The following is a 21,773-nucleotide window of genomic DNA, read 5'->3' as shown; positions in this document are numbered from 1 at the left end:
CCCGGTGCTCGTCGCTACTGATATTGCTGCACGCGGTATCGATGTCGACGACGTCTCGCTTGTCGTCCACGTCGATCCGCCAGCCGAGCACAAGGCGTATTTGCACCGCGCAGGGCGCACCGCCCGTGCTGGCACGTCCGGCACAGTGGTCACGCTCGTCATGGACGAGCAAGCTAAGGAAGTCGCGCAACTGATGCGCAAGGCAGGCGTGAAGGCTCCGGAGGTCAGAGTGGCTCCGATGTCGGAGTCGTTGGTTACGATTACAGGAGCACGTGTCGCAGATGGAAAGCCACTGCCTCCGCCGGGGGCTCCGAAGCAGGCTCCTTGTGGTGGTGGCGGGCAAGGTTCCCGCGCTGGGCGTCGGTCGTCGCAACGATCGAGCCGCGCTGGACGTTCCCGTTCTACACGTGGGCAACGCGGCAACTCGCAGGGTCGTCGTGGAGAGAACAAACGAAGGAGTAACGGCCGCTAAGGCGCAGATCAACACACATGGACATATTCATATCCATACTTTCTCTTCTGGCGTTCGTATTGCTGACAGCCTCTACCGGGTTGTTCGTCGCAATCGAGTTCGCCATGACGGGGCTCGAGCGCTCCACAATCGATGCCCACGTTAAACAACGCGGGGATGCTACAGCCCGCGCTATCGCGCGTGATCACGCGAATCTTTCGTTCGTCCTCTCAGGCGCCCAGCTCGGCATTACGGTGACGACGCTGGCGGCAGGTTTCCTTGCCGAGCCTGTACTCGGTAAGTTCTTCACCCCTGCGTTGGAGGCCGTCGGACTTAGTGCGTCGGCCTCAACCACTGTCGCACTTATTTTGGCCCTTGTCATCGCAACGTTTTTGTCGATGGTTTTCGGCGAGCTTGTACCGAAAAACATGGCTATTACGGACCCGCTGGCGACAGCTCGCGTGGTCGTGCCACCGGTGCACTGGTTTAACACGGCGATGAAGCCGTTTATCAACCTTCTCAATACCTCCGCTAACTGGATTGTGCGCAAGATGGGTATCGAGCCTGCCGACGAGCTTGCCTCGGCCCGCTCTTCTCAGGAGCTTGGCGCCATGGTGCGTTCGTCGGCAGAGGCTGGTGGTTTGGATGCTGAGACCGCTGCAGTGATCGACCGATCACTGCGCTTCGGCGAGACCACAGCTGAAGAGGTGATGACGCCCCGTTCCACCATCGACTCCCTCGACGCGGAGGATACTGTTGTCGACCTGATCGCACTTGCTCGCGAAACTGGGCGTTCGCGTTTCCCAGTGCGGCGTGGCGATCTCGACGACACCCTCGGAGTCGTCCACATCAAGGACGCATTCTCCGTGCCACCCGACGAGCGTGCGACCACACAACTTGCCACGCTTGCCCGGCGTGTCCCAATCGTCCCGGGCACGCTGGACGGCGATTCCGTGCTGAACCGGGTGCGCTCTGCTGGTTCGCAGGTCGTACTTGTTGCCGATGAATACGGCGGCACCATGGGCCTGGTTACCATCGAAGACCTCGTTGAGGAGATTCTTGGCGAGGTGTACGACGAATACGATGACCGCGAAAGCGAAAAGGACTTTGTCCGTTACGGCACCTCATGGGAGGTCTCCGGGCTCGTGCGTCTCGACGAGCTCGAAGAGCGCCTCGCCTACACAGCACCCGACGGCCCCTACGAGACGTTGGGCGGTCTGATCATGGCAACACTCGGTCGCATCCCGAAGGTTGGCGACGAGGTCGTCCTGCGCGAAACGTTCGGTTCGCTGCAGGAGGAGTTCCAATCGGCAGGCGCCGGATCATGGCTTGCCCAGGTCACCGCAATCGACGGCCGCCGTGTGGATAAAGCGATGCTGCGCCCGATTACCCCTGAGGAGGCCGACCGATGAGTATCTGGCTCGCTGTTGTCCTGATTGTCGCCCTCCTCGCTGCTAACGCATTCTTTGTTGGAGCCGAGTTCGCTCTCGTATCCTCGCGCCGCGACCGTCTCGAGTCACTCCAGGCCCAAGGCAAAACCAAAGCCCAGGACGTGATGTACGCAACCGAGCACCTTTCCATCTACTTGGCTGGTGCGCAGTTCGGCATTACTGTGGCCTCGCTGATATTGGGCAAGGTTGCCGAGCCGGCGATTGCAAAATATCTGGAGGAGCCGTTCCTCGCGCTGGGTGTACCGGCAGATATTCTGCATCCAATTTCGTTCGTTATTGCGCTTGCATTCATTTCTTTCCTGCACATTTTGTTCGGCGAGATGGTGCCGAAGAATATTGCCATCGCGGGGCCTGAGCAATCCGCAATGTGGCTGACCAGACCGATGACGGTTTGGATGAAGCTAACCCGCCCCGTGCTGGAAGCACTTAACTGGGTGGCTCGTAAGACATTAGCTGCGTTCGGTATCCAACAGCGCGACGAGTTGGATTCCACTGTCGACCAGGAGCAGTTAGCCACAATGATTCAGGAGTCTCGCAAAGAGGGGCTCCTGGATGCCGAGGAAACTGTCCGTTTGGCAAAGGCGTTGCGTCAGGATTCCCGCAGCCTCAACGAGGTGCTCATCCCGCTTGTAGAGGTAAAGACGATCCCCTACGACCCGCGCGGCATCCGTCTTTCGATCATCGAGCAGGCAGTGCAAGACACCGGTTTTTCACGCTTCCCGGTACTGATCAGCACTGGATCCCTGGCGGGCTACCTGCATGTGAAGGACATTCTGGACTTGATGGAGACAGATGAGAAGGATCCACGCGTGCCGCTTTCACGCATTCGACCGCTCATCACAGTCGACGGCCACGAGTCAATGGACGACGCTCTTACTTTGCTGCACCGACGTTCAGCGCACATGGCGGCAGTGCATGAGAACGGCCGCCTCGTCGGGATCGTCGCCCTCGAAGACCTCATCGAGGAATACGTGGGTACGGTGTCGGACTGGACACACGAAAACGAATAGTTAGCGTGCGTATGACCACAACCCTGCAACCTGAGGAATATCTCGCACGCATACACGAGCACGAGCAGCGTGCGGCTCCTTGGGCGGACGCCCGTGCGGCTCGGCGTGCGCATGGCGAGTACCACCCAGTATGGGACTTCCTCTTTGAGTACTACCCCGTTCGCCCATCGCATTTGAAGCGCTGGCATCCAGGGGTTGGGGTCGCTCTCGCGCAGGCTGCGGATACACCGCAAGCGTCTTGGCGCGACTACGTCACAGCACCTGACGGAACCGTGTCCTTGAATCTAGGCCTTTTCCTCCAGCATCGACGCAATGATGTGGAGATGGTTGGCCGGCTGCTGCGTGCCGTCGATACGCGTCCTGCTCACTTTGATTGCTTCGGCATGCACGAGTGGGCGATGGTGTATAAGACCGACCACCCACGTCACGATTTGCCACTTCGCCTTGGAGCAGAGGGCACCAACGACGTGGTTGAGTCTCACCACATCAAGTGCTCACATTATGACGCGTTTCGTTTCTTCACCCCTGCAGCGCGTCCGCTGAATCTGACTGTTCTTACTCGCGAGTCTCAGCCTGATCACGACCAGGCTGGCTGTGTACATGTCAGCATGGATCTGTACAAGTGGGCGTTGAAGTTAGGACCGCTGGTACCTGGCGAGCTTTTCCTGGATTGCTTTGAGCTTGCGGCACGGGCTCGGCGCTTGGATATGGAAGCGTCGCCATACGACTGTCGAGAGTTGGGCTTTGATGTTGTCGCGGTAGAAACTGCCGAAGGTAAAGCGGAATACGTTGCGCGTCAACGCGCATTGTCTCAAGCCGCTGCTCCACTGCGCGCCAGGCTTGTTGCGACCGTAGAAGCTGCGTTGGACAGCTAAGCTCGGAGCAGGTTTTCTCAATCGTTCGACGTTGAAGGGGCTACGACCACAATGGCTAGGCACGCAAGCGGTAAAAACAATTTCAGGCTAGCGGGTTGGCTTATCGCCCTGCTTGTCGCTCTCGCTGTAGCTGCAGTGCTTGCAGTGGTTTTGTGGCAGCGCGACGGCGCCGACTCGAGCGCTGCAGCTCCTGATTGCGTATCCGGAGAACTGGTTCTGCCGGTCGCCGCTTCCGATGAGAAAGTAGGCCGTGCACTTATCGACGACTACGCAGCCGCCAACCCCGTTGTCCGGGACTACTGCATCAAGCCGCAGTATGTTGACTCGATCAAGGAAGCAGCAGTCTATATCGCTCCGAATACCTCGATTACGCATACTGCGTTGAAGTCGGCTGAGCGCACTGCAGCGGTTGCTGACCCCCAAGCTGTCCATAGTGAACCTGTAGGTGTCGCTGGCACCGAACAGGTGAAGTTGGAGGACGTGAAGACCGAGTCTGTGCTGTTCCCTGTTGAGGAAGAGCCTGAGGCTTCCGTGTTGGTGGCGGCAAAGGTCGCCGGCAACGACAATGATGCTGTGAAGGCCCTCACCGATCAGCGTCTGGGTAAGCTGGCGGACTTCGCAGGAGCAGACGGCAAGCTTGTGGCGACTGCGGAGGACAGTGTTCCGGAAGGTCTTTCATTTACCTCAGTCGGCGCAGACATTGTTTACGCGGCGATCCCATTGAACCAGAACGACGCAGTAAACGAGGATCAAGCGCGCGCTGGCCAGGACTTCGCACGTGCCGCAGCCGAGAAGTTCGATGGCTCCGAGAAAGATCAGCCGGTGATTTCGGATCTGGTCTGGGCTGCTGCCCTGCCTTCTGGTGGAGAGAAGCTCGGCGATCAGGCGGAGGCAGCGAATGTTCTCGAGCCGGTCAACACGTTGTTCCTACTTGACACCTCTGAGGCAATGGCGCCGTTTATCGAGCCAGCCAAGGATGCGATTGGCAACACCGCGCTTGAACTTGGCGGTGCAGGGAAGGAAGTAGGTCTGTGGAACTACTCCTCACCGCTGACCCCTGGTGTGGTGAATGGATTCCGCCAAAACATCTCCGTCTCCCCTGATGCGGAGTCGGTCAACGTGGCGGTGCGTCGCTTCCTCGTCGGCGGAACCCCCCAGACCCGCGAAGCGCTCCAGGCTGCGGCTGCTGCATACGGCAACGCAAATGCGCCAATGCGAATTGTGCTCGTTACCACCGGCACCGCTGATGCCGGAGATGACGCAGCATTTATTGACGGCTTCCGGCAGGCAGCGGGCAACAACCTGGACCTTACCGTGGTACGTGTCGGAGACGGCGATCCGGATGCGGCATTGGAGCAGATTGCCCAAAAACAGGTCGACGCTAAGACTGCAGAGAACATCGCGGATGCGGTGAAGCAGGCCGCAGGGTTCTGACGACTAACATCGGCAAGCAATAAAGGCCCGGGCTGGAGGGAGTACCCAGCCCGGGCCTTTGTTGTGTGGCCTGTTTAGGAAGTCTTGCGACGACGGCGATCAGCCAGCTCGTCGAAACCAATGACGTTAGGAGCGTCGATCTCTTCTTCGACACGCTCGGACGGGAACGCGGAGATGGTGCCGGTGAGTTCCTTCATAATCTGCGGCACCGCGATGCCGAACACGCCTTGGCCACCGCCAAGGAGGTCGATGATCTCTTCGTTGGAGCGGCACTCGTAGACGGTTACACCGTCGGAGACCAGGGTGATTTCCGCAATGTCGGAGACACCGCGGTCACGCAGCTTGTCCACCGCGAGGCGAATGTTCTGCAGGGAAATGCCGGTGTCCAAAAGACCCTTGACGATCTTGAGTACCAAGATGTCCTTGAAGGAGTACAGACGCTGGGAACCAGAACCCTTTGCGCCACGGATCGACGGGCGAACCAGCCCAGTGCGTGCCCAGTAATCCAGCTGACGGTAGGTGATGCCTGCAACCTGGCATGCGATCGGTACGCGGTAGCCGACTTCGTCGGACGGACCGACGTCGAAAAGCGATTCCTGCACCGCAGCCGAGGTGGTCTCCTGCTCGCCTACCTGGTTGAGATCGTTGATACTCACGTAATTACTCCCATGAAAGTTATATGAGGGCCTGCTGACTATTAAATGCCAAGCATAGGACCTGGGTCAAGAGTTTCACGCGCAACACGCCGAACTCTCAACCTCAACTTTACACTGAGACTTTATTTCGCCTCGTCTGCCCCATCGTCCCCATCAGTATCAGGAGTATCACCGGTGTCGAGGTCATCCACACCAAGATTGCGCATGAGTTCTTCAAAATCAGCGTCAGCCTGGGCGTCGCCGCTTGCTGAAACAGATTCCTGCGGATCAATGACCTTGAGTTCAGCACCAAGAAAACGCTGCGCGTCTTCCGGCGAAAGGTAGATCGATGCCTGGCTTGCTACGAGGTCATCAACGCTGAGTTCGTGGTCCAATTCAAGCGCAAGCAGAAGCGCGTCACTCGCCCGCAGGTCCAGTTCAGAGCCGTCAGCAAACGACACGGTTGCCATAAACATGCCCTCTAAGTACGAAGACAGCTCAATGGTTTCTACTGTTTTTCCGGAGTTGCGAATCAGATCCACGACGGCATCTATGGTGCGGGGGCGGATTGGCGACCACCCTGAAAGCCGGGCAGCCAATTCCCCACCCTCATGCGTTGGTACCCAGACAGGAATGCAGCGGCCGTTAGAGGATCGCTGCAGCAATGCGCAAAGGTATTGCTCGGGACCGACGGAGTACACCCCGACCAGCTCGACTGCTTCCATAACGACTAGTTGCCGGACTGCTTGCGTAGTTCGTTCTTCACCAGCGAAGCGTGCAGCGAGACCACCAGCGCGGACATCTGCTGGCCAATCTCTTCTGCTTGCTGCTGTGCATTGACCTTGCCCGATTTTGCAACCGGTTCGGTGACCTGACCGATCATGTCAGCCTGACGAGCGGCAGCAGTACGCAGCGTCTTCAGATGACGCGAGTCCAAGCCGAACTCAGCCAGGGACATTGCGGTAGTGACAGTTCGAACATCGTCGACATTGAACAGGCCTGCCGCGTCTGGGGTGATGAGGCCTACCTTGATGTATTCCTCAACCGTGGACTGCGAAGCCTGAGCCTGTTCCGCAACATCCACGTCGGTCAGGCGCGTCGGTGCCGGGGCCCGGAAGTTCTCTGGAGAGATCATCGGCTCAGCATCGTTTGCAGTCAGGATCGCGGTGACCTGGCCGGAATCCATGGCCTCGAGCTGTTCGCGGATCACCTTCAGCGGGAGGTAGTTGTCACGTTGGGTGACCAGAATGTAGCGCAGGCGCTCCACGTCCTGATCAGTAAAACGGCGGTAGCCCGACGCCGTGCGCTGCGGTGTGATCAGTCCCTCGGATTCGAGGAAACGGATCTTGGAGACGGTCACGTCCGGAAACTCAGTCCGCAAACGCTCAAGCACAACACCAATCGACATGGTCTTTGCCGGTTTGTTGGGCTTGGCTTGCTTCGCGGCCGTCTGCTGCGGTGCGGTTTTGCGGATTGCGCTCACGTGATCGTGCTCTTCTTCTCGTGGGACGTCGGGCTAAGGATGAACGGAAAGCTTAGGCTTCCGCGGTGATGAATACGAGTCGGAACTTGCCAATCTGGATTTCATCGCCATTGGTCAGCTGCTGCGTGTTTCGCGGCTCGCGGTTGACGTAGGTGCCGTTGAGCGATCCGACGTCGACAACCTCGTAGCCATCCTCGTTGGCTCGGAACTCGGCGTGACGACGAGACACGGTCACGTCATCGAGGAAGATATCCGCCTCTGGGTGGCGGCCTGCCGTGGTCGACTCCTGGTCGAGCAGGAAGCGTGCACCAGCGTTCGGGCCACGCTTGACGACGAGCAGCGCCGCACCTTCGGGGAGGTTTTCAGTTCCTGCTGCGGAATCCACAGATGCCGCGGCACCAGATTCCATCTCCTTGAGCAGGTCTGCTCGGAATACCGAGGTGGTTTCGACCTGGTTCTGCGGCGTGTTGTCGCTCATGACTAACTCCTTGACTATCGAGTCGAGATTGAGAACTTCTGCAATAGTACCGCCCAAGTCGGGATTGGGTGGTGTTTAGTGACTTAACGGAAAATATTGCCGATGCCACTAATGACCGAATCGCCTGACCCGGCAAGCGGATTATCCGAAACCATGTAGGTCCATGTGGCGCTTGGACGCTTCCATCCTGCATCAGCAAGATGCGCCCCGGATTCATCGATATCCACGGTGTTAAAGGTTTCTACTGCTTGGTCAACCGCACGGTTGGCGAGGTCTTTGAACTCGCGCACAGCAATACGGTGGTACTCATCGATCGGGGTCTCGCGTGCGATAGCGCGAAGGTGAATAGATTCACGGACATCGTCCATCAGCGCGAGGTGTTCGGACCACTCTGCGTCGAGATGGAACAGCATGATTTCGCGCGCTGCTTGGTCGAGAGCCGGCTGCGGTAGGTGCGACAGTTCGGCGGCGCGCTGCGGGGAGCGCTCAGAGAGTTCTCGCCACGCTGTGTCAGTATCCAAAATGGTGGCGCGACGCTCGTCGAGAATGTCGCGGTGGTCTGCGAGAAGCTTGTTGTACTTCCACGTCTGGGAGTGGATCTCCAACAGTTGGCCTTCGGTGACGCGCTGGCAGTGCTCAACGAACTGCTGGGCTCGATTGCCGGTGAGGCGCCCATCCGGTTCAGGCTGCGCGGAGAAGGATTCGTCGGCCCCTCCGGTGGTGATGATGTCGTCGTCAAGGGAGACGAAGAACAAGCTCAAGCCTGGATCGCCCTGGCGCCCTGCACGGCCGCGAAGCTGGTTGTCCAAACGCGCGGTGCGGTGACGTGCCGTGCCAATCACGGCGAGTCCGCCGAGGGCGGCAACTTCGGCATGATCGTTTTCGTTCGCACCGCCGAGACGGATGTCGGTGCCGCGACCGGCCATCTGGGTCGAGACGGTGACACGTCCGATGTCGCCGGCTTCTGCGATGATGCGTGCCTCTTCTGCATCGTTTTTCGCGTTGAGCACGTTGACGTCGATGCCACGCGCCTCGAGTGCTTCCGCGAGCGCTTCAGATTCGGCCACATCATGCGTACCCACGAGCACCGGCTGGCCAGTGTGGTGGATGTGCTCAATCTCGTCGACAATCGCCGCGTTCTTATCTGCCATGGTGGCGTAGATCCGGTCTGCCTCGTCGAAACGCTTGAGCTCGTTGGCTCGGTCGATAACGGAGACGTGCAGGCCGTAGAAACTGCGCAGCTGGTCGGTCGCCTCGACGGCGGTGCCGGTCATGCCGCACACGAGCGGGTAGCGGCGCATGAGCGCCTGCAGGGTGATCGAGTCTAGGATGCGCCCGCCCTCGGACACGTCGAGGCCTTCCTTCGCCTCGACCGCAGCCTGCAAACCATCTGGCCAGCGCTGGAGCTCAGCGACGCGGCCACGTGAGGCGTCGACAAGTGCGACCTTGCCGTCTTCGACGATGTAGTGGACATCGCGGATCAGCAGCGCCTTAGCGTGGAGCGCCAAGTTCACGCGGACCAGTGTGGTGCCGATGTTCTCGTCGGAATACAGCGAGTCGATGCCCAGCAACTGCTCGATTTTCTGTGCACCTTCGTCGGTAAGAAACGCGTTGCGCCCATCCGAATCGATGGTGTAGTCCTTGTCCTCCACCAGGTGCGAGACGGCCTCAGTGATCTGCCCGGTGGCCTGTTGGGCGCCTTCGGAGCCGGCGAGGACGAGTGGAACCAGGGCTTCGTCGACAAGCACACTGTCCGCCTCGTCGACGAGTGCAACATCCGCCGGCGCCTGCACCGTCTGGTCGCGGGAAGTGATCTGGTTGTCGCGCAGGTGGTCGAAGCCGATCTCGGTCACTGGGGCGTAAATGACGTCGCAGCGGTAGGCAGCGATGCGCTCCTCGCGTGTCGACGACTCCGTCACCGCAGCCACCGACAACCCGAAAAACTCCACCAACGGACGCATCCACTCCGCGTCACGGGCCGCAAGGTAGTTGTTCACGGTAATCAGGTGGACGCGCTTGCCCTGCAGTGCGAAACCCGTGGCAGCCATCGCACCGACCAGGGTCTTGCCCTCGCCGGTAGCCATCTGGATCACGTCGCCCTCCAGCAGGCGAAGCACCGCCTGGTTCTGCACGTTAAACGGGGTCATGCCGAGCGTGCGTTGCGACGCAACGGACAACCCGGCGAGGAAACGAGACTTGTCCTTGACCTCCCCATCTGTGACGGCGGCGCGGACGGTTTCGGCGAGCGCGGTGTCGTCGAGAAGCGAAAGCTCCTCAATGAGCCCATGTGCGTCAGCGACGACAGCCTTGGACTTCTTGTTGTTGCGCTCCGCCGTGGAGCCCATGGCTTTCCAGAACCAGTCGAATTTGCCCATAAGGCTTAAGGATAATGCGGTTTGACGCAACGTTCCGCTGAAGGGGTGCGCCAACGTGCGAAATTGATGGTGACACGATTACGCTGATGGTCAAAATTAAGGAGGGAAGCCAAACCATGCTGTCTATGAACGTGAAAGTCCCCTCATCGAAGGGGCACATGATGGCCGGCACCATCGACCGACCAGACGGACCGGCGCAGGCATACGCGATCTTCGCCCACTGCTTCGCTGGTTCCCGCCACACGCCAGGTGCGTCGCGCATTTCCAAACGCCTGACTGAGCACGGCATTGCCACGCTTCGGTTCGACTTTCCAGGCCTCGGCCAATCTGAAGGCGAGTTCAAAGACACCTCGTTTTCGGAGAATGTCGACGACATCGTCGCCGCAGCGCAATGGCTGGAGGAAAACTACAAGGCCCCGCAACTGCTCATGGGCCACTCCCTCGGCGGCGCGGCTGCATTGAAGGCAGCAACCCGCCCTGAGCTGAAGAAGATGCTCAAGGCGGTGGCCACTGTGGGCGCGCCGTTCGACCCCGCCCACTCGGTGCTGCACTACGCACATTCCATCGGCGACGCCGACATGCACGGCTCCGTCCCTGTCACCCTTGGCGGGCGCGAACTGATCATCTCGCGCGAATTCCTCGAGGACCTCGCAGAGACCAACCCAGAGGAATATCTGCCGAAGTTGCGCAAGCCGTTGCTCATCGTGCACTCGCCTATCGACGTCACCGTCGGTATCGACAACGCGCAGAATATTTTCACCAAGGCACGCTACCCCAAGTCACTTATGACGCTGGACAAGGCAGACCACCTACTCACCCGCGAAGGCACTGCACAACGCGCTGCAGACATCATCGGGTCCTGGGCCGTGCAATACCTCCAGCCACTGTTTGTGCCAGCGAAGACCACCGACGACAACGCGGTGTCCTACTCTGCCCGCGGCACGAAGTACGGCGACGTGGTGCGCACCTCTAACCGCGCCATCACCACGGACCGCTCGAAGAACACCGGAGGCAAGGGCCAGGGTGTCACCTCCACAGGCCTGTACATGTCCGCGCTCGCCGTGTCCTGCTCCCAGGCAGTGCGCGAGGCAGCCAAGGGCATGTCGCTTGACGACGTCCGCGTGGAAGTCAACCACAACGGCGACGGCACCTTCACCCGCCTGATCACCCTCTACGGCGACCTGACCGACGACCAGGTGGAAACCTTGCGCGCCGCCGGTGCCTCATCCACCGTGGACGGCTACGTGGCCAAGAGCGAGATCGAAACAACTGCGGAGACCGCCTCGCTTGAGCGTCGCCGTCGCCAGAACCAACTGCACCGCGCAGAACGGTTGGGCAAGTAATGGCTGACGTTCAAGGCTCTGGGGGCGCTGCTGACACCGAAGGCCTGTGGTCCGAAGTACGAGGGCTTTGCCGATGCGGGCTTGGCATGCCATATGAAGCCTGCTGTGGCCGATACATCTCCGGTACTGCGAAAGCCCCCACCGCTGAGACCCTCATGCGGTCGCGCTACACCGCGTTCGTCATCGGCGACGGTGACTACATCGCCCGCACCTGGGCACCGGAAAAGTTGCCCGCCGGCCTTGACGTGAATCCTGAAGGCGAGCCGTTTACCCGCCTGATCGTCCTGGAAACCAAAGGTGGCGGCCCCTTCGACACCGATGGTGTCGTGGTCTTTGAAGCCCACTACCCCGGCGGTTCCCTTCGGGAGCGCTCCACTTTCGAACGGCGCGACGGCGCCTGGGTTTACGTCGACGGCACCGTCAACTGACCTGGCAGTTTTGGGGCAGCATGACAGTGCTGTAATATGCGACAAGTTGCCACAATTGCAGCAATGCAAACGGTAACGGATCGGGCTGTGGCGCAGTTTGGTAGCGCACCACACTGGGGGTGTGGGGGTCGCAGGTTCAAATCCTGTCAGTCCGACAAAACACCCCTGGGGCTGCGGCGATAAACGCTAGGCCCCAGGGGTATTTGCGACTGTAGGTTAAGACACGATCTTGCCGTTCGCGTCGTAGGTGTAGAAGCCCTGCCCAGCTTCCAGGCCGGTCCTACCTTCTGCGACCATCGGCTTCAGTGTCGTCTCAACGAAATCCTTCTGCCACTGCGGGGCGTTCTCGTTGGACTCGATCACGGCGACCAAGGTGCGCACGCCGACGAGGTCCATGATCTCAATCGGCCCGCGCGGGGAGCCGGTGGAGTTACACCAGTCGCGGTCGATGTCGACGGGGTCAGCGATGTCGTGGTGCAGCAGGTACATGCCGGCACTGAGCAGCGGCACCAGCAGGGTGTTCAGCACGTAGCCGGGCTGCTCGCGCTTGAGCGGGACCGGTACCATGTTGATCTGCTCCGCAAACTCCACGAGTTGGTCCACATACTTCGGGTCAGTGCCCTCGTGAGGCATGATCTCGGCGGTGTTCTGAATCCAGATGTGGTTGGCAAAGTGCAGTGCCAAGAAGCGCTCCGGCGCACCCGTCGCGTCCGCGAACTTGCTCGGCATGAGCGTCGACGTGTTGGTGGCAAAGACGGTGGTCGCCGGGGCGTACTGCCCCACTTCGGCCCACACCTTGCGCTTGAGCTCGAGGTTCTCCGGGATCGCCTCGATGACCAGGTCCGCGTTCGCTAGCGCTTCCTTAAGATCCGAGGTCTGGGAGAGGTTTTCGTGCGCCGCCGCGATGGTTTCGTCGTTAGCGGACTCGAGCTCCGCCTTCATTTGCTCACCGATGGCGTCGAAACGCTGTTTGCCGGCCGCGAGGGCCTCCTCGTTAATGTCGTAGGACACTACCTTCTTGCCCGCGAACGCAGAGCAAAAAGCGATCTGCGCGCCCAGGACACCTGCACCAAGTACTGTTACGTTATTGAATGTCATGCCCGTCACGTTACTCCTGTTTATGTGACTTTCACAGCAGTTCTAGTGTGAAGTTTTACGCAAGCGACGCCCGGTCCACCGCCATGAGACCTGTCGCTGCCCGCCGGCCCAGCTCCACGTAATACGCCGCGTGCCTCAACCGCGCCTCAAAGGTGTCCGACTCGAGTGCGCGCTTGACCTTTGCCGGCACACCTGCTGCAAGAGAGAACTCCGGCAACTGCTGCCCCTCCAGTACCACTGCCCCGCCGGCGATGATGCTGCCCTTGCCGATGCACGACCGCGACAGCACCGTCGCATTCATCCCGATCAGGCAGCCTGGCTCGATATGGCAACCGTGGATCATCGCAAGGTGGCCAATCGTCACGTCCTCTTCGAGCACTGTCTCCCCATCCGTATCCACGTGCAGGACTGAGCCGTCTTGCACGTTCACACGTGCACCGATACGGATTGCGCCCACATCGCCACGGATGACCACGCCGGGCCAGATGTTGGCGTCCTCGCCTATCTCAACATCGCCGATAATCGTCGCCTCATCAGAGATGTACGCCGATGGATGAATCTTGGGGGTTTTGCCCTCGAAGCTATAAAACATGCGTTCCAGTGTGCCGGAATTGCCCAACGCGTGGCGCTGAAACGTGCGTAACCGCGCCTGTTCGGGTGGTCGTCGTCAAGCAGTGCGCTACTGCTGCGTCGCCCGGCCGAGCCGGAAGAACTTCAGCATGGCGTCGGTGGCGAAGCCTTTCGGCACCGTCCCAGATGAGTCGCCGGCGCCGCCTGGCCACACGTGAGGGCCATTTTCGATGCGGTAGTGGGCAAGTTCGGCGTCGCAACCTGTCCACGCCTCGCGGATAACGCCAGGGGCTACCTCAATGTCTTCGTGGCGGGCGTCGCAGTGGTTGCGCGACGCGGACTCGTTGAGCATTTCCTCCACCGAGTCGTATGCCGTGGCATGGCGTTGCCCGCCGTTGTAGGCGATGACCTTGTCTGCGGTGCCGTGGAAGTCGACGTGCATCATCGGGATCTGGGAACAGCCTGCGGAAACACGTTGGTAGTAGGCTCCCGCAACCGTAGCGATTCCGGTGAACGCCTGCGGGCGCTGGCATCCTACAAACGCAGCGAAGCCCCCGCCGTTAGAGAATCCTGCCGCGAAGACCCGGGAGCGGTCGATGGAGAATTCGCCTTCGAGCTCGGCGAGGACGGCATCGACGAATGCGAGATCTTGCTGCCCCGAAGTTGAGGCATACGGCGCAGGAGCCCAGGCGGAATCCTTGCCGTCGAGGTACGCCACGATGGCGTCGGCCGCATCGAGCCCTGAGTTCTTCCGGATCTTTTCAGCGTCTTCCTTGTAGCCGTGGAACACAAAGATCACCGGCAGACGGTCGCGCTGACGAGCACCCGCGGGCATGGAGACGATGTAGTTTCGCTTTAGCCCACCTGCGGTGATGCTCCGATGGTCAATCCCGGCTGGCCCCCACGGTTCGACCTCGCGCACGTCATCGACAGCGGGCAGCGCCCTCGTGGTCACCCCGGGTTCCGTGAGTTCCGTATCGCCATGAGAGCAGCCAGTAAGAGCGAGCATGACAAAGGAAAACACCGTCGTGGTGACGGTTAAAGCTTTGCCCATTACGTCTGCTGCTCCGGATAAAACACGACAGGTAGATTAGTGCATCATGCCAACAAGCGGAACACAGCCCGGTCCGAGCAAAAAGTCCCAACCGACGTTTCGTGACCGCGCTCACCAGCACACCGCGGCGAGCGCCTTTGTGCGTGATGCAGATCGCTACCACGACGCGCGCCCGTCCTATCCACCTGAGGTTGTCGAGCTGTTCAACGGCGCCAAGGCAGTGTGTGATGTTGGCGCGGGAACAGGCAAACTCACGCAATTGCTTATCGACGACCATCGCACCGTCTTTGCCTGCGACCCGTCCCCCGACATGACTCGCGTGCTCCATAATCAGCTGCCGGAGGTACCGGTCTGGCGGGCGACTGCTGAAGCCACCGGACTCGCGGACAGCATTGTCGATGCCGTCGCGTGCGCCCAGACCTGGCATTGGGTGGACCCAGCCGAGGCAAGCGCTGAGGCAGACCGCGTCATCCGCACAGACGGAGCGCTCATCTTGTGTTGGAATACGCTCGCGGTACATCACCCTTGGGTGCTGCGGCTCAGCCGCATCATGCACTCGGGTGATGTGCAACGCGAAGGGTTCTACCCCACCGTGCATGCCCCGTGGAAACTTGAGCGTGAGGTCCGCACCGAGTGGGTGGACCAGATCCCGGTCGAGCACTGCTTCGAGCTCATGGCAACACGCTCGTACTGGTTGAAAGCCTCCGAGCGCACCCGGGCAAAGATGGAGGCGAATCTGACGTGGTACCTCTACGAGCGCCTCGGGTTCGATGAGGGACAAATCATCCCGCTGCCCTACCGCACGGACGCGTTTGTGTACCGGCGATAGAGCGGGCTGCTAAAACAAGTCGGTCCGCTTCTCAATCCCGAAGAAGTGGAAGATCTCCTCGGTCACGTCGATGCCACGATGCGCAGCCCACGGTCCGGTAGGCCACTCGTGGCCCATGCCCTCCACTCGGTGGTGCAGGGTACGAGCCTTGTCGCTGTTGCGACGCTCAAACGCGGCAACCACTTCGGGAGCGCCGAGAATGCCGTCCTCAGCGGGGCTTCCGTATCCCGGCCGGACCTCGCCGTTATATGGCACTACGTCGTCGTGGGTGCCGTGGATGTTGAGGTAGTCCACCGGCTCGGCTGCCTCGATCTGCGCCTCGGTGCAGCGCACAGCCGCAGACACAGAGGCAACACCCGCGAAGGTATCGCTGAGCGTCGACAAGTAGACCGCGAGACCGCCACCATTGGAGAAACCAACGGCGTAAATGCGTTCGGGGTCGATGTCGAAGTGTTCGCTGGTTTGGGCGATGATGTCGTCGATACGCGCCTTGTCCTGCTCAATCGTGTTCAGCGCGTACGGCGCAGGAGCCCACGCCAGACCGGCACCCGTCGGCGCAACGACCACTGCGTTGGCCTGCACGAGGCCGGTACCGCCGAGGAAGTTCCGCCCATTATCGCCACGACCGTGCAGCGCAACAATCAGGGGCAACGGCCCCTTCGGATCTGAGGGCGCGGAATAGACCGTCGAGTCCATAGTCCTGCCTACTTCTTTCCGCGACGCTCACGCACACGCACCGCGATGCGCACCGGAGTGCCGTGGTAGCCGAACTGCTCGCGGAACTTGCGCTCAAGGTATCGGCGGTAACCGCCGTCGAGGAAGCCCGTGGTGAACAGAATGATTGTCGGCGGGCGCGTCGTCGCCATGGTGGCAAAGAGCAGCTTGGGCAGACGGTTGTTCTTCATCGGAGGCGGGTTCGCGGCAATCGCCTCACGCAGCCAGTTGTTGAGCTGGCCGGTAGAGATTCGCTTGTCCCAGTTCTCCAGCGCTTCCTTCATCGCTGGCTCCAGGCGGTGCAGACCACGACCGGTGTCCGCGGAGATGTTGAGCTTGGTTACCCACTTCAACTGGCCCATGGTCAGGTCGAATTCGCGGTCGAACTCGTAGCGACGATCCTCGTCCATGAGGTCCCACTTGTTAAAGCAGATCACCATGGCCTTACCGGCTTCGAGCACCATCGAGATCACGCGCTGGTCCTGCTCGGAGATCTCCTGGGAGGCGTCGATGAGCACCACACACACTTCAGCGGCCTCGATCGTGCCGCGAGTGCGCAGTGATGCGTAGTACTCGTGGCCCTGGGCGTTCTTAACTTTCTTCCGCAGGCCGGCGGTATCGATGAACGTCCAAAGGTCCTCGTCCAACTGCACCAACTCGTCGACCGGGTCGACGGTGGTGCCGGCAACGTTGTCCACGACAGAGCGATTCGACTTGGTCAGCTTGTTCAGCAGGCTGGACTTGCCCACGTTCGGACGGCCCACAAGTGCAACACGTCGCGGGCCCTGAGTGACCGACGCGGCGGCACGCGGCACCTCGGGGAAGTTGCGCAGGATCTCATCGAGCACGTCGGCACCGCCGCGGCCGTGCAGCGCAGAGACCGGCCACGGATCGCCAAGACCCAGCGAATAGAACTCGGCGACCTCGCCCCACTGGCTGTCGGACTCAAACTTGTTTGCAACGAGGATGACAGGCACCTCAGCGCGCTGCAGGTTGCGGGCCATCACCATGTCTGTCTCGGTCACGGTGGTCTTTGCGTCGACAACCATGACGATGACGTCCGAGGTCTCCATGGCTGCCTCGGACTGGCGCGCGATCGAGGCGTGGATGCCCTTTGCGTCCGGGTCCCAGCCACCGGTGTCCTGCACCCAGAAACGACGTCCGTTCCACTCCGCCATGTAGCTCACACGGTCGCGGGTCACTCCGGGGTGGTCCTCCACAACTGCTTCACGACGACCCAAGAACCGGTTTACCAGCGAAGACTTACCTACATTCGGGCGGCCCACGATAGAGACCGTCGGCAACGCTTCCTTGACCACGTCCGGGCGGATGATGCCGTATTCGGCTTCGATTTCGGCCCATTCTTCGTCGGTGTAGTCGTCGGTCTCGTCGCCAGCATCGGTATCGTCGCCGAAGTCGGCCTCGCTGAACTCCGACTCATCGAAGTCCTCGAGGTCGTCGTAGTACTCAGCGTCGTCCGCATCGACCTCATAGGCTTCAAGGTCGTCGTAGCCAGAGGCATCGATGCCGGGTTGGATGAATTGAGTCTCCGGCTCGAGACCGTCTTCAATGTTCCTCTTGTCGCTCATCGTGCGCTCCTTTCCACCACGGCAGTCAGCGCAGCGAGCACCTCATCCGGGGTCATTTCAGACGTATCCACGATCTCGGCGTCGTCAGCGGGACGCAGCGGGCTGGTCTTGCGTGACGAGTCCGCCTCGTCGCGCCGCTTCACATCCGCCAACACTGCATCAAAGTCCACGTCACGGCCAGCGGCTACATCCTGATCGAAGCGACGCTTCGCACGTACTTCAGCGCTTGCCGTCATGTAGACCTTTGCCGGAGCATCCGGCAACACGACAGTGCCGATATCGCGGCCCTCCACGATCGCGCGGCCGGCCTCGCGGGCCAACTTGCGCTGCAGTTCCACAAGGTTCACGCGGACCTGCGGGATCGCAGAGACCGCAGAAACGTGCTGGGTGACTTCCGGTCCTCGGATCTCGCGGGCAACATCCTCACCTGCAAACAACACTGCGGTGGAATCCGGATCGTCGGATACCTCAAGCGGCAGATCAGCGGTCGCTTCGATCACCGCATCCGTATCAACCGGGTCGACACCAGCGCGCAAGACGGCCAGGGTGGCAACGCGGTACATCGCACCCGTATCCACATACTTCGCGTCGAGCTTCTTCGCTAACGCGCGACACATCGTAGATTTACCGGTGCCGGACGGGCCGTCCACTGCGAGAATCAGCCCGCCGTCAGCCAAGTTGGAAATCTTCTGGTCTGCCATTACATCCCCACCGCCTTGTACAGCGACGCAAGCTCGGAGGAATTGAGCGCACGCATCATGCCTGGCTTCATCTCGCCGAGCTGGACCGTGTGGAACTTGGTGCGAACCAGTCGTTGCACCGGGAAGCCAGCTTCCTTCAGCATGCGGCGCACAATGTGCTTACGGCCTTCGTGGAGCTCCACTCGGATGATCGACTGCCCATTGTGGACATCCACGATCTGAACGTAGTCGGCCTTCGCGGGGCCGTCGTCAAGCTCAATGCCCTCCTTGAGCTGCTTGACCAGCGCATTGTTCGCCTCACCCAGGACAGTGGCCATGTAGGTCTTCGACACCTCGTACTTCGGGTGCATCAGACGATTCGCCAGTTCACCGTCGTTGGTCAACAGCAACAGGCCCTCCGTGTTGGCGTCGAGGCGTCCCACGTGGAACAGACGCTGACCCGCGGCGGTGCGCTCCGAAAGGTAGGAGCCGACCGAGGTGCGGTCAAGCTCATCCTTCATCGTCGAGTGCACGCCACGCGGCTTGTTAAACACGAAGTATTCGTGCTCCTCGTTGACGTTGATGCGCTCCCCGTCCACGCGGATGATGTCCACGTTCGGGTTAACACGCATGCCTTGCACGTTGACGATCTTGCCGTTGACCTCAATGCGGCCCTGGTCGATCATGGCCTCTGCGTGACGACGAGACGCCACACCTGCCTGCGCCAACACCTTCTGCAGACGGATCCCCTCAGTTTTGCGGGTCTTATCCTGCGGGTTGTCGTCCCACCAGTTGTCATCCAGCGGGTGGGGCTCATTCTTCGCGGCATTTGCGCGTCGCTTGTCCAAACGGACATTCTGCTTCTTTGCCGGCTTCGCGTACGAGATGTAGAACGTTTCGTCCTTCTCGGGCTTGTCCGGTGTGCCGTCTCGGCGAGCGGGAGGAGTCATATTTCCTCAATCCTTTTCAGTCGTATGCGGTTTTTGGGCCGATCCTACCAGGCATCTTCGATTGCATCGATGTCCGGAAGCAGTGGCGCAAGGTCAGGAAGGCGCTCAAGCGAGTCAATGCCCAGAAGTTCGAGGAACAGCTCCGTCGTCACATAGCGGTGTGCGCCAGATTCTTGCTCCGGATCAACCTCCGCAATCAAGCCGCGCAGCGCAAGGGTGCGCATGACGCCATCAACATTGACCCCGCGCACTCCGGCAACCTGCGAGCGCGTCACCGGCTGGCGGTAAGCAACCACTGCGAGCGTCTCCATTGCCGCGCGCGAGAGTTTCTTCTGCGTGCCGTCGAGCAAGAACGCCTCGACCGCATCGGCATTTTCGGGCCGGGTATACAGCCGCCAGCCCTCTGCGGTCTCACGCAAATCAATGCCACTGCCACGGGTGTCGAGTTCTCGCGACCACGCGCGAAGGTGATCCGACACTTCCGCAGTCGTTGCTCCGAGCGCACCCGCGAGGTCCTCCACGGACACCGGCGTATCGACGACCAACAGCACCGACTCAATCCGCGAACGCAACTGCGCAACCATCGGCATGTCTTCCATACCGCAGGAGTCTAGCTGCCCGTACTTGTTCAGTGACTAGTTCCAGTTCGATGCCGCAACGACCGCCGGATCGACCTCAAGGCCGGTCCATGACACATCAAGTTGGCCAAGCGCTTCGGGCTGCTCTGTTTCCACCGCGCGGGCCTTGTACAACTCCAGCAGGGCGAGGAACCGGCCGACCACCTCCATGGACCTCGTGCAATCGCGTGTCAGTGCGGCGAACGTCATCCAGGTACCTGAGCCGGCGAGCTTGAGTGTATCCAGGATCTTGCCCGCCTGCTCAGGCACGGACACAGCAACGGCGTGCAGGTGGTCAGTGCGTACTTCCTCCGGCGGCTTAGGCCGGAAAACACTGGCCGCAAGTTCCGCGAAACTCGCCGCTGTATGGCCGAGTTCCACCGGAGGCAAAAGGTCCACGAACCGGGGCTCCATGGATACGGCACGCGGGTGTCGTCGATTAGCAGATGCTTGCCACGTAGCAAACTGGTCAGCAACCTGCTGATATGCGCGGTACTGCAGAAGACGTGCGAACAGGAGGTCCCGGGCCTCCAGAAGGTCGTAGTCTTCCTCCAGGTCATGATCACCACGTGGCAACAGCCGCGCAGTCTTCATGTCCAACAAGGTGGCCGCGACCACGAGGAACTCAGTGACCTCGTCAAGCGACTCCGTCTGCCCCAACGCACGGGTATACGCAATGAACTCGTCGGTCACCTCGGCGAGCGCAACCTCGGTCACGTCGAGTTTCTTCGCCTGAATCAAGCTGAGCAGCAGATCAAACGGCCCCTCGAAGTTATTCAGCGCGAGGGTAAAGCCCGTGATCTCCGGCTGGGGGTACTGCTCAGGTGCCTGGGCCACTAGCTAGTGCGCTCCAACACCTCAAGGGCCAGATTGCGGTACTGTTCCGCACCTTGCGAGTTGGGAGCCCACGTAATAATCGGTTCACCCGCGACCGATGTCTCCGGGAAACGCACGGTACGGGTAATCACGGGGTCGAAGACGCGGTCGCCGAACACTTCAACCACACGATCCATGACCTCACGGGCGTGGGTCGTGCGACGATCAAACATAGTGACAAGGATGCCCACGATGTGCAGGTCGAAGTTGATGCGGTCGCGCACCTTTTCCACGGTATCGGTGAGCAGCGCGAGACCACGAAGCGAGAAGTACTCACACTCCATGGGGATGATCACGCCCTGCGAGCACGCCAACGCATTCACAGTGAGCAAACCAAGCGACGGGCCACAGTCCAGGATGATGAAGTCGTACTCCCCGCGCACCGGGCGCAGCGCACGAGCAAGCGTGTGCTCGCGGCCGACTTCGTTGACCAGCTGGATCTCAGCCGCAGACAGGTCAATATTCGCGGGTACCAGATCAAGCCCGGACACGTTTGAGCGCTTGATCGCCGCGTGAATGCTGGCAGTGTTGTCAAATAGCAAGTCGTAGACCGTGACCTGATCCTCCTCATAGGACACACCAAGTCCTGCGGAGAGTGCACCCTGCGGGTCAAGGTCTACCAGTAGCACCTTGCGCCCTTGCTCTGCCAAGCATGCACCGAGATTGATAGTGGACGTGGTCTTACCCACACCGCCCTTTTGGTTCACCATCGAGATGATGGTTGCGGGACCGTGCCGCTCAAGCTCCTTCGGCTTGGCAAACTCACGCCACGGCCGACCCGTCAAAAACGTCTTCTGGTCAGCCGCGTCAAACAGCGCCTCGTCCGCCATGGC

General features: G+C 60.5%; 23 protein-coding genes and 1 tRNA gene. 9 read left to right on the top strand and 15 right to left on the bottom strand.

The window, feature by feature from the left end:
- The 5 genes from HMPREF2656_RS12520 to HMPREF2656_RS06530 form a co-directional block, all read left to right on the top strand.
- A partial coding sequence (locus HMPREF2656_RS12520) for a helicase-related protein (RefSeq protein WP_256381251.1) occupies positions 1-472 on the top strand: 472 nt, incomplete at its 5' end.
- 17 nt (positions 473-489) lie between these two features.
- Positions 490-1,863, top strand: a complete 1,374-nt coding sequence (locus tag HMPREF2656_RS06545) for a hemolysin family protein (protein WP_070816173.1) — start codon at positions 490-492, stop codon at positions 1,861-1,863.
- Positions 1,860-2,912, top strand: a complete 1,053-nt coding sequence (locus HMPREF2656_RS06540; RefSeq protein ID WP_070484767.1) for a hemolysin family protein — start codon at positions 1,860-1,862, stop codon at positions 2,910-2,912. The genes HMPREF2656_RS06545 and HMPREF2656_RS06540 overlap by 4 nt, the downstream gene beginning before the upstream one ends.
- Positions 2,913-2,923: 11 nt before the next feature.
- Positions 2,924-3,787 carry a 3-methyladenine DNA glycosylase gene (locus HMPREF2656_RS06535; protein ID WP_070451546.1) on the top strand — a complete coding sequence of 288 codons (864 nt, stop codon included), beginning with the start codon at positions 2,924-2,926 and terminating at the stop codon, positions 3,785-3,787.
- Positions 3,788-3,838: 51 nt separating this feature from the next.
- Entirely contained in the window at positions 3,839-5,221 is a 1,383-nt protein-coding gene (locus HMPREF2656_RS06530) for a vWA domain-containing protein (RefSeq protein WP_070816172.1), read from the top strand.
- Positions 5,222-5,295: 74 nt separating this feature from the next.
- Here the strand turns inward: HMPREF2656_RS06530 and HMPREF2656_RS06525 are convergent, their stop codons facing one another.
- The 5 genes from HMPREF2656_RS06525 to secA2 all read right to left on the bottom strand — a co-directional run bounded on the left by HMPREF2656_RS06525 (position 5,296) and on the right by secA2 (position 10,192).
- Complete coding sequence (locus tag HMPREF2656_RS06525) at positions 5,296-5,871, bottom strand: MerR family transcriptional regulator (RefSeq protein WP_070423253.1); 576 nt, start codon at positions 5,869-5,871, stop codon at positions 5,296-5,298.
- Positions 5,872-5,999: 128 nt separating this feature from the next.
- Complete coding sequence (locus HMPREF2656_RS06520) at positions 6,000-6,581, bottom strand: bifunctional nuclease domain-containing protein (RefSeq protein WP_070816171.1); 582 nt, start codon at positions 6,579-6,581, stop codon at positions 6,000-6,002.
- A gap of 5 nt (positions 6,582-6,586) precedes the next feature.
- Positions 6,587-7,339: a transcriptional regulator FtsR gene (locus tag HMPREF2656_RS06515; protein ID WP_070423209.1), complete on the bottom strand. Its 753-nt coding sequence runs from the start codon at positions 7,337-7,339 to the stop codon at positions 6,587-6,589.
- 52 nt (positions 7,340-7,391) lie between these two features.
- Positions 7,392-7,817, bottom strand: a complete 426-nt coding sequence (odhI, locus tag HMPREF2656_RS06510; RefSeq protein WP_070423210.1) for an oxoglutarate dehydrogenase inhibitor Odhl — start codon at positions 7,815-7,817, stop codon at positions 7,392-7,394.
- Positions 7,818-7,900: 83 nt separating this feature from the next.
- Complete coding sequence (gene secA2, locus HMPREF2656_RS06505) at positions 7,901-10,192, bottom strand: accessory Sec system translocase SecA2 (protein ID WP_070816170.1); 2,292 nt, start codon at positions 10,190-10,192, stop codon at positions 7,901-7,903.
- Between the two features lie 116 nt (positions 10,193-10,308).
- Between secA2 and HMPREF2656_RS06500 the strand changes: the two genes are divergently transcribed.
- The 3 genes from HMPREF2656_RS06500 (at position 10,309) to HMPREF2656_RS06490 (ending at position 12,118) form a co-directional block, all read left to right on the top strand.
- Complete coding sequence (locus HMPREF2656_RS06500) at positions 10,309-11,535, top strand: bifunctional alpha/beta hydrolase/OsmC family protein (RefSeq protein WP_083319472.1); 1,227 nt, start codon at positions 10,309-10,311, stop codon at positions 11,533-11,535.
- Between the two features lie 86 nt (positions 11,536-11,621).
- Positions 11,622-11,963 carry a YchJ family protein gene (locus HMPREF2656_RS06495; RefSeq protein WP_070570267.1) on the top strand — a complete coding sequence of 114 codons (342 nt, stop codon included), beginning with the start codon at positions 11,622-11,624 and terminating at the stop codon, positions 11,961-11,963.
- An 81-nt stretch (positions 11,964-12,044) separates the two neighbouring features.
- Positions 12,045-12,118: transfer RNA gene (locus HMPREF2656_RS06490), tRNA-Pro, on the top strand.
- Between the two features lie 61 nt (positions 12,119-12,179).
- On the opposite strand, the gene HMPREF2656_RS06485 is transcribed toward HMPREF2656_RS06490, so the two are convergent.
- The 3 genes from HMPREF2656_RS06485 to HMPREF2656_RS06475 form a co-directional block, all read right to left on the bottom strand.
- On the bottom strand, positions 12,180-13,070 hold the full coding sequence (locus HMPREF2656_RS06485) for a 3-hydroxyacyl-CoA dehydrogenase (protein WP_308313705.1): 891 nt from the start codon (positions 13,068-13,070) through the stop codon (positions 12,180-12,182).
- A gap of 46 nt (positions 13,071-13,116) precedes the next feature.
- On the bottom strand, positions 13,117-13,653 hold the full coding sequence (locus HMPREF2656_RS06480; RefSeq protein WP_070816370.1) for a gamma carbonic anhydrase family protein: 537 nt from the start codon (positions 13,651-13,653) through the stop codon (positions 13,117-13,119).
- Positions 13,654-13,740: 87 nt separating this feature from the next.
- On the bottom strand, positions 13,741-14,685 hold the full coding sequence (locus HMPREF2656_RS06475) for a CE1 family esterase (protein WP_083284814.1): 945 nt from the start codon (positions 14,683-14,685) through the stop codon (positions 13,741-13,743).
- Between the two features lie 46 nt (positions 14,686-14,731).
- Between HMPREF2656_RS06475 and HMPREF2656_RS06470 the strand changes: the two genes are divergently transcribed.
- Entirely contained in the window at positions 14,732-15,514 is a 783-nt protein-coding gene (locus tag HMPREF2656_RS06470; RefSeq protein WP_070816168.1) for a class I SAM-dependent methyltransferase, read from the top strand.
- A gap of 9 nt (positions 15,515-15,523) precedes the next feature.
- Here the strand turns inward: HMPREF2656_RS06470 and HMPREF2656_RS06465 are convergent, their stop codons facing one another.
- The 7 genes from HMPREF2656_RS06465 to HMPREF2656_RS06435 are packed head-to-tail and all read right to left on the bottom strand — an operon-like array spanning position 15,524 to position 21,770.
- Complete coding sequence (locus HMPREF2656_RS06465; protein ID WP_070816167.1) at positions 15,524-16,210, bottom strand: CE1 family esterase; 687 nt, start codon at positions 16,208-16,210, stop codon at positions 15,524-15,526.
- Positions 16,211-16,218: 8 nt separating this feature from the next.
- Positions 16,219-17,817: a ribosome biogenesis GTPase Der gene (gene der, locus HMPREF2656_RS06460; protein ID WP_070816166.1), complete on the bottom strand. Its 1,599-nt coding sequence runs from the start codon at positions 17,815-17,817 to the stop codon at positions 16,219-16,221.
- The gene (gene cmk, locus HMPREF2656_RS06455; RefSeq protein WP_070484761.1) at positions 17,814-18,518 is read right to left on the bottom strand and encodes a (d)CMP kinase; all 705 of its coding nucleotides are present in this window, start codon (positions 18,516-18,518) and stop codon (positions 17,814-17,816) included. The genes der and cmk overlap by 4 nt, the downstream gene beginning before the upstream one ends.
- Positions 18,518-19,447, bottom strand: coding sequence for a pseudouridine synthase (locus tag HMPREF2656_RS06450; protein WP_070816165.1), 930 nt, complete (start codon positions 19,445-19,447; stop codon positions 18,518-18,520). The genes cmk and HMPREF2656_RS06450 overlap by 1 nt, the downstream gene beginning before the upstream one ends.
- A 44-nt stretch (positions 19,448-19,491) precedes the next feature.
- Positions 19,492-20,046, bottom strand: a complete 555-nt coding sequence (scpB, locus tag HMPREF2656_RS06445) for an SMC-Scp complex subunit ScpB (protein ID WP_070423220.1) — start codon at positions 20,044-20,046, stop codon at positions 19,492-19,494.
- A gap of 36 nt (positions 20,047-20,082) precedes the next feature.
- Positions 20,083-20,901: a segregation and condensation protein A gene (locus HMPREF2656_RS06440; protein WP_070423221.1), complete on the bottom strand. Its 819-nt coding sequence runs from the start codon at positions 20,899-20,901 to the stop codon at positions 20,083-20,085.
- Positions 20,901-21,770 (bottom strand): ParA family protein, encoded by an 870-nt coding sequence (locus HMPREF2656_RS06435; RefSeq protein ID WP_070816164.1) that lies wholly within the window; start codon positions 21,768-21,770, stop codon positions 20,901-20,903. Before HMPREF2656_RS06435 ends, HMPREF2656_RS06440 begins: the two co-directional genes overlap by 1 nt.
- Between the last annotated feature and the right edge of the window lie 3 nt (positions 21,771-21,773).

The sequence above is a fragment of the Corynebacterium sp. HMSC034B08 genome (assembly GCF_001835805.1).
GTDB classification, from domain to species: Bacteria; Actinomycetota; Actinomycetes; order Mycobacteriales; family Mycobacteriaceae; genus Corynebacterium; species Corynebacterium coyleae.
Note: the sequence above shows the minus strand (reverse complement) of the source record. Positions and strands in the feature narration are given on the sequence as shown.